This is a genomic window from Streptomyces sp. AcH 505 (assembly GCF_000818175.1).
Lineage (GTDB): Bacteria > Actinomycetota > Actinomycetes > Streptomycetales > Streptomycetaceae > Streptomyces.
Map to the genome: position 1 here is coordinate 1,355,746 of NZ_JTIY01000001.1, position 5,909 is coordinate 1,361,654.

Genomic DNA, 5,909 nt, shown 5'->3' on the forward strand with positions numbered 1-5,909 from the left:
TGGGGGCGGGGGTGGCCGCGCCGCCCGAGTCCGACGACTGGTCCTGACAGGCCGCCAGCGACAGCGCGCCGACCGTAGCCGCCAGACCGGCGGCGGTGAGGCGCAGGGCGTTCCGGGGGTGCCACATCGGTCGAAAACCTCCTAGGTGTGGCGGGCGTACACGGCGAACGTCCCATGGAGTCGTCCACTCCGCGCGTTGAAACTCTCTCTTCCGGGTGAAATTCGCGCATCCGTCGGACAGTTCCCGCCACTCATCGATAACGTTGTGTCACTTCCCTCCCTACCGCCTCTCAGCCGCACCCCCGCTTCCGAGGAGCCCACGCTGTCCAGCGAGTCCCCCGCCGGGCCCCCGAGGTTCCCCGCCCAGACCCGCGACTCCCCCGACGTCCAGGCGGGTCTGCGCCGGTTCAACACGGCCCCGGCGGAAACCGTCCACGCCGCGCTGCTGACCTGCTGCGGCAGCCGCCGCTGGGCCACTCGGCTGGTCGCCCACCGCCCGTACCCCGATCTGGACGCGCTGCTCGCCGCCGCCGACGAGGCGGGCTACGACCTGGCGCTGGCCGATCTGGCCGAGGCGCTGGCCGCCGAGTCGTCGTCAGGCCCCGTGCACACCGCGCCACCCGCGGCCAGGACCGCGCTGCGCGCCGCGCACGCCGCGTACGAGTCCAGCTTCGGCCACGCCTTCGTGATCAGCCTCGAAGGGCACCGCCCCGAGGAGCATCTCGACCACGTGCTCGCCGGGCTGCGGGCCCGGCTGCCGCACGACCCCGACGAGGAACGGTCCGTCTCGGCCGACCAGCTGCGCCGACTCGCCCGGACGCGTATCGCGTACCTCGTCGCCCACCAGCTGGACTGGCCGTCCACCGGTCCGGCCGTCCCACAGGTGTCCCGATAGGGCTGTTCGTCACGAACGCCGTTGGTCCGTCCGTGGCTGTTCGAGGGGGTTTCGGGCCCATGGGAGGACCCCGGGCGAGCGGACCGACAAGTCGTCGCTACGATGGCCGGGGCCGGTGGACCGTACCCGGCCGGGCGCGACCGACACCACTGTGCTTGCCCGAGCAGAAGATGGCGGCCGGCCCCGATCCTTGCTCCCGGAGGGTTTTTCCGTGCCGGCTGGAACGCTGTACCGCGGCCGGGAAGGTATGTGGTCCTGGGTGGCTCATCGAGTCACCGGCGTCCTCATCTTCTTCTTCCTGTTCGTACACGTACTGGACACTGCTCTCGTACGTGTCTCACCCGAGGCGTACGACGATGTCGTAGCGACCTACAAGAACCCGGTCGTCGCGCTGCTCGAGTACGGCCTTGTGGCCGCAATCCTCTTCCACGCGCTCAACGGCCTGCGCATCATCGCCGTGGACTTCTGGTCCAAGGGGCCCCGCTACCAGAAGCAGATGCTGTGGACCGCGGTGGCCATCTGGTTCGTCCTGATGGTCGGCGCCCTCTACCCCGTGCTCGGTCACGCCGCGCGCGAACTGTTCGGGAGCTGAGTCCGATGTCCACAGACACCTCTTCCGCCGGATCGACTCCGGTGATCAGCGACGTCGAAGGCGTCAGCCTGTACGACGTCGACCACCCGGCGCCGCTCATCGAGGCGCCCCGCATGCGTACCGGGAAGACCCCGAAGTCGACGCGCGGCAACTTCGAGATGGCCGCCTGGCTCTTCATGCGGCTGTCCGGTGTCGTGCTGGTCGTCCTGGTCCTCGGTCACCTGCTCATCCAGCTGGTGCTGGACGGCGGCGTCTCCAAGATCGGCTTCGCCTTCGTGGCCGGCCGCTGGGCGTCCCCGTTCTGGCAGGTCTGGGACCTGCTGATGCTGTGGCTCGCCATGCTCCACGGCGCCAACGGCCTCCGCACGGTCATCAACGACTACGCGGAGAGCACGACGGCGCGGCTGTGGCTCAAGGGCCTGCTCTACACCGCCACGGTGTTCACCATTCTTCTCGGCTCGCTGGTGATCTTCACCTTCGACCCGAACATTAGTTAAAGCCGGGGCTGACGAGACCAATGAAGATCCATAAGTACGACACCGTCATCGTCGGCGCCGGCGGCGCCGGCATGCGCGCGGCCATCGAGTCGACCAAGCGCAGCCGTACCGCCGTGCTGACGAAGCTCTACCCGACCCGGTCCCACACGGGGGCTGCGCAGGGCGGCATGGCCGCGGCGCTCGCCAACGTGGAGGAGGACAACTGGGAGTGGCACACCTTCGACACGGTCAAGGGCGGCGACTACCTGGTCGACCAGGACGCCGCCGAGATCCTGGCGAAGGAGGCCATCGACGCGGTCCTCGACCTGGAGAAGATGGGTCTCCCGTTCAACAGGACCCCCGAGGGCAACATCGACCAGCGCCGCTTCGGCGGTCACTCCCGTAACCACGGTGAGGCGCCGGTCCGCCGCTCCTGCTACGCCGCCGACCGTACCGGTCACATGATCCTCCAGACGCTGTACCAGAACTGCGTCAAGGAGGGCGTGGAGTTCTTCAACGAGTTCTACGTGCTGGACCAGATCATGGTCGAGGTCGACGGGGTGAAGCGGTCGGCCGGTGTGGTCGCCTACGAGCTGGCCACCGGCGAGATCCACATCTTCCAGGCGAAGGCCGTCATCTACGCCTCCGGCGGCACCGGCAAGTTCTTCAAGGTGACGTCGAACGCCCACACCCTGACCGGTGACGGCCAGGCCGCGTGCTACCGGCGCGGGCTGCCCCTGGAGGACATGGAGTTCTTCCAGTTCCACCCGACGGGCATCTGGCGCATGGGCATCCTGCTCACGGAGGGCGCCCGCGGTGAGGGCGGCATCCTGCGCAACAAGGACGGCGAGCGCTTCATGGAGAAGTACGCGCCCGTCATGAAGGACCTCGCGTCGCGTGACGTCGTCTCGCGCTCCATCTACACGGAGATCCGCGAGGGCCGCGGCTGCGGTCCCGAGGGCGACCACGTCTATCTCGACCTGACGCACCTGCCGCCGGAGCAGCTCGACGCCAAGCTGCCCGACATCACCGAGTTCGCGCGTACGTACCTCGGCATCGAGCCGTACACCGACCCGATCCCGATCCAGCCGACCGCGCACTACGCCATGGGCGGCATCCCCACCAACGTCCAGGGCGAGGTGCTGTCCGACAACACGACGGTCGTGCCCGGCCTGTACGCGGCCGGCGAGGTCGCCTGTGTCTCGGTGCACGGCGCCAACCGGCTCGGCACCAACTCGCTGCTCGACATCAACGTCTTCGGCCGCCGCTCCGGCATCGCCGCCGCCGAGTACTCGGCCGCCAACGACTACGTCGAACTGCCCGACGACCCGGCGGAGTTCGTCAGGGACCGGGTGGAGCACCTGCGGGAGTCGACGGGCAAGGAGCGCGTCGCGGCGCTCCGCCTCGAACTCCAGGAGTGCATGGACGCCAACGTGATGGTGTTCCGCACCGAGCAGACCATCAAGACGGCCGTCGAGAAGATCGCCGAGCTGCGCGAGCGCTATCTGCACGTGTCCATCCAGGACAAGGGCCGGCGCTTCAACACGGATCTGCTGGAGGCCATCGAGCTGGGCAACCTGCTCGACCTGGCCGAGGTGATGGCCGTGTCGGCGCTCGCCCGCAAGGAGTCGCGCGGCGGTCACTACCGCGAGGACTTCCCCAACCGCGACGACGTGAACTTCATGCGCCACACCATGGCGTACCGCGAGGTCGGCGACGACGGCAACGAGTCCATCCGTCTCGACTACAAGCCGGTCGTCCAGACCCGCTACCAGCCGATGGAGCGTAAGTACTGATGTCTACAGCCACCATGGACCGGGTGGAGGCCGCCTCGGCAGCCTCGCACCTCATGACCGTCACGTTCCGGATCCGCCGCTTCAACCCCGAGGTCTCGGACGAGTCGCAGTGGCAGGACTTCGAGCTGTCGATCGACCCCAAGGAGCGGGTGCTCGACGCCCTGCACAAGATCAAGTGGGAGATCGACGGCACGCTGACCTTCCGCCGCTCCTGTGCGCACGGCATCTGCGGCTCCGACGCGATGCGCATCAACGGCAAGAACCGGCTCGCCTGCAAGACGCTGATCAAGGACATCGCGACGCCCGGCAAGAACGGCAAGCCGAAGACGGTCACGGTCGAGGCCATCAAGGGCCTGACGGTCCTCAAGGACCTCATCGTCGACATGGACCCGTTCTTCCAGGCGTACCGCGACGTGATGCCGTTCCTCGTCACGACCGGCAACGAGCCGACGCGTGAGCGGCACCAGTCGGCCGAGGACCGCGAGCGCTTCGACGACACCACCAAGTGCATCCTGTGCGCCGCGTGCACGTCGTCCTGCCCGGTCTTCTGGAACGACGGCCAGTACTTCGGCCCCGCCGCCATCGTCAACGCGCACCGCTTCATCTTCGACTCGCGTGACGAGGCCGGCGAGCAGCGTCTGGAGATCCTCAACGACAAGGACGGCGTGTGGCGTTGCCGCACGACGTTCAACTGCACGGACGCCTGCCCGCGCGGTATCGAGGTCACGAAGGCGATCCAGGAAGTCAAGCGCGCGCTGATCACCCGCCGCTTCTGAGCGTTCCCGGTGTTCTGAGCGTTCCCGGTGTTCTGAGCGCTCCGGGCGTCACCGAAAGGCCCGTCTCCGTACACGGACAGTACGGCGGCGGGCCTTTGTGTGTCAGGATCGATGCCGGACACCAGCCGGGGGAACGGGGAAATGCGATGACCGAGCCGAATCCGTACAGCGACGGCGAGTACAAGTGGGGCCCCGGGCAGCAGCAGGGCTACCCGGCCTACGGGTACCCCAACCAGCCGCCCGGCTACGGCTATCCGGGCCCGCCCGCCGAGTACAGCGCGACGCTGCCCGCGGGTGTGCCGTTCGGCGCCCCGCAGCAGGCCGGCGGGGCGCCGCTGGTGTCGATCGGTGACATCACGGTCCTGAACGACACGATCGTGACCCCGTCGGGCACGCTGCCCCTGAGGGGCGCGGTGTGGAACGCCACGGACATGTCCCGTACGGAGGAGAGCATCCCGGCGCACGCCATCGTGCTGGCGATCGTCTTCTTCGTCTTCTGTCTGCTGGGGCTGCTCTTCCTGCTGATGAAGGAGAAGAAGACCACCGGCTTCATCCAGGTCACGGTGACCAGCGGCGGCAAGCACCACGCGACGATGATCCCGGCGAGCCACCCGGGCGACTTCATGGGCGTGATGGGCCAGGTCAACTACGCCCGCTCGCTCAGCGCCATGTAACGACCGCTTCCCGACCGGTTCGTGGACCGGCCTCTCGACCGACTGCCCGGGCGCCCGCACCCGGGCAGTCGGCGTTTCTCGCCGTCCGCGCGCGCTTGAACATGTTCAAAAGGAGGGCTAGTGTCATCGACAACAGCTTTTGAACACGTTCAAGAGCACATTCAAGGGGAGGGTGAGGTATGGACCTCACTGTTGTGGCGTATGTGATCTACCTGGTCGTCAGCGTGGCGCTCACCGTGTGGGTGGCGCGGACGCTGAGCAAGAACGGACGGATCTTCCTCGCCGACGTCCTGCACGGGAACGAGAAGCTCGCCGACGCCGTCAACCACCTGCTGGTGGTCGGCTTCTACCTGGTCAACCTCGGCTTCGTCGCGCTGTACCTGAAGACGGGCAACGCCGTCGCCGACTCCCGCGCGGTCGTCGAGGAGATCTCGGTGAAGGTCGGTGTCGTCCTGCTCGTCCTCGGGGTGATGCACCTCGGCAATGTGTATGTGCTCAACAAGATGCGGCGGCGCGGGATCATGGAGCGCGAGCAGACCCCGCCGGTGCCGCCGCAGGGCTGGACCGGCGGACCGAAGGGCCCGGGCCCGTGGGCCGCTCCGGCGACCGGGGCGTGAGCACCGTGCCGGCCCCGCACCGGTACGCGCCCGCGCGCCCGGCGGACCGCCGGGCGCCGGTCCGCCGGCTGACGGTGCTGTAC

The 5,909-nt window shown here is 68.1% G+C and carries 7 protein-coding genes; all 7 read left to right on the forward strand.

Going from position 1 to position 5,909, the window contains the following annotated elements; translation table 11 throughout:
- The first annotated feature begins 265 nt into the window (after positions 1–265).
- Complete coding sequence (locus HY68_RS06185; RefSeq protein ID WP_241778483.1) at positions 266–895, forward strand: 2-oxo-4-hydroxy-4-carboxy-5-ureidoimidazoline decarboxylase; 630 nt, start codon at positions 266–268, stop codon at positions 893–895.
- A gap of 211 nt (positions 896–1,106) precedes the next feature.
- The gene (sdhC, locus tag HY68_RS06190) at positions 1,107–1,487 is read left to right on the forward strand and encodes a succinate dehydrogenase, cytochrome b556 subunit (protein WP_078863455.1); all 381 of its coding nucleotides are present in this window, start codon (positions 1,107–1,109) and stop codon (positions 1,485–1,487) included.
- A 5-nt stretch (positions 1,488–1,492) separates the two neighbouring features.
- On the forward strand, positions 1,493–1,984 hold the full coding sequence (locus HY68_RS06195) for a succinate dehydrogenase hydrophobic membrane anchor subunit (protein ID WP_041985343.1): 492 nt from the start codon (positions 1,493–1,495) through the stop codon (positions 1,982–1,984).
- 20 nt (positions 1,985–2,004) lie between these two features.
- Positions 2,005–3,759, forward strand: a complete 1,755-nt coding sequence (sdhA, locus tag HY68_RS06200) for a succinate dehydrogenase flavoprotein subunit (protein ID WP_041985346.1) — start codon at positions 2,005–2,007, stop codon at positions 3,757–3,759.
- The gene (locus tag HY68_RS06205) at positions 3,759–4,535 is read left to right on the forward strand and encodes a succinate dehydrogenase iron-sulfur subunit (RefSeq protein WP_041985351.1); all 777 of its coding nucleotides are present in this window, start codon (positions 3,759–3,761) and stop codon (positions 4,533–4,535) included. The genes sdhA and HY68_RS06205 overlap by 1 nt, the downstream gene beginning before the upstream one ends.
- A 146-nt stretch (positions 4,536–4,681) precedes the next feature.
- Positions 4,682–5,209, forward strand: coding sequence for a hypothetical protein (locus tag HY68_RS06210; RefSeq protein ID WP_041985355.1), 528 nt, complete (start codon positions 4,682–4,684; stop codon positions 5,207–5,209).
- A 179-nt stretch (positions 5,210–5,388) separates the two neighbouring features.
- Complete coding sequence (locus HY68_RS06215; protein ID WP_041985357.1) at positions 5,389–5,826, forward strand: hypothetical protein; 438 nt, start codon at positions 5,389–5,391, stop codon at positions 5,824–5,826.
- Positions 5,827–5,909: the final 83 nt, after the last annotated feature.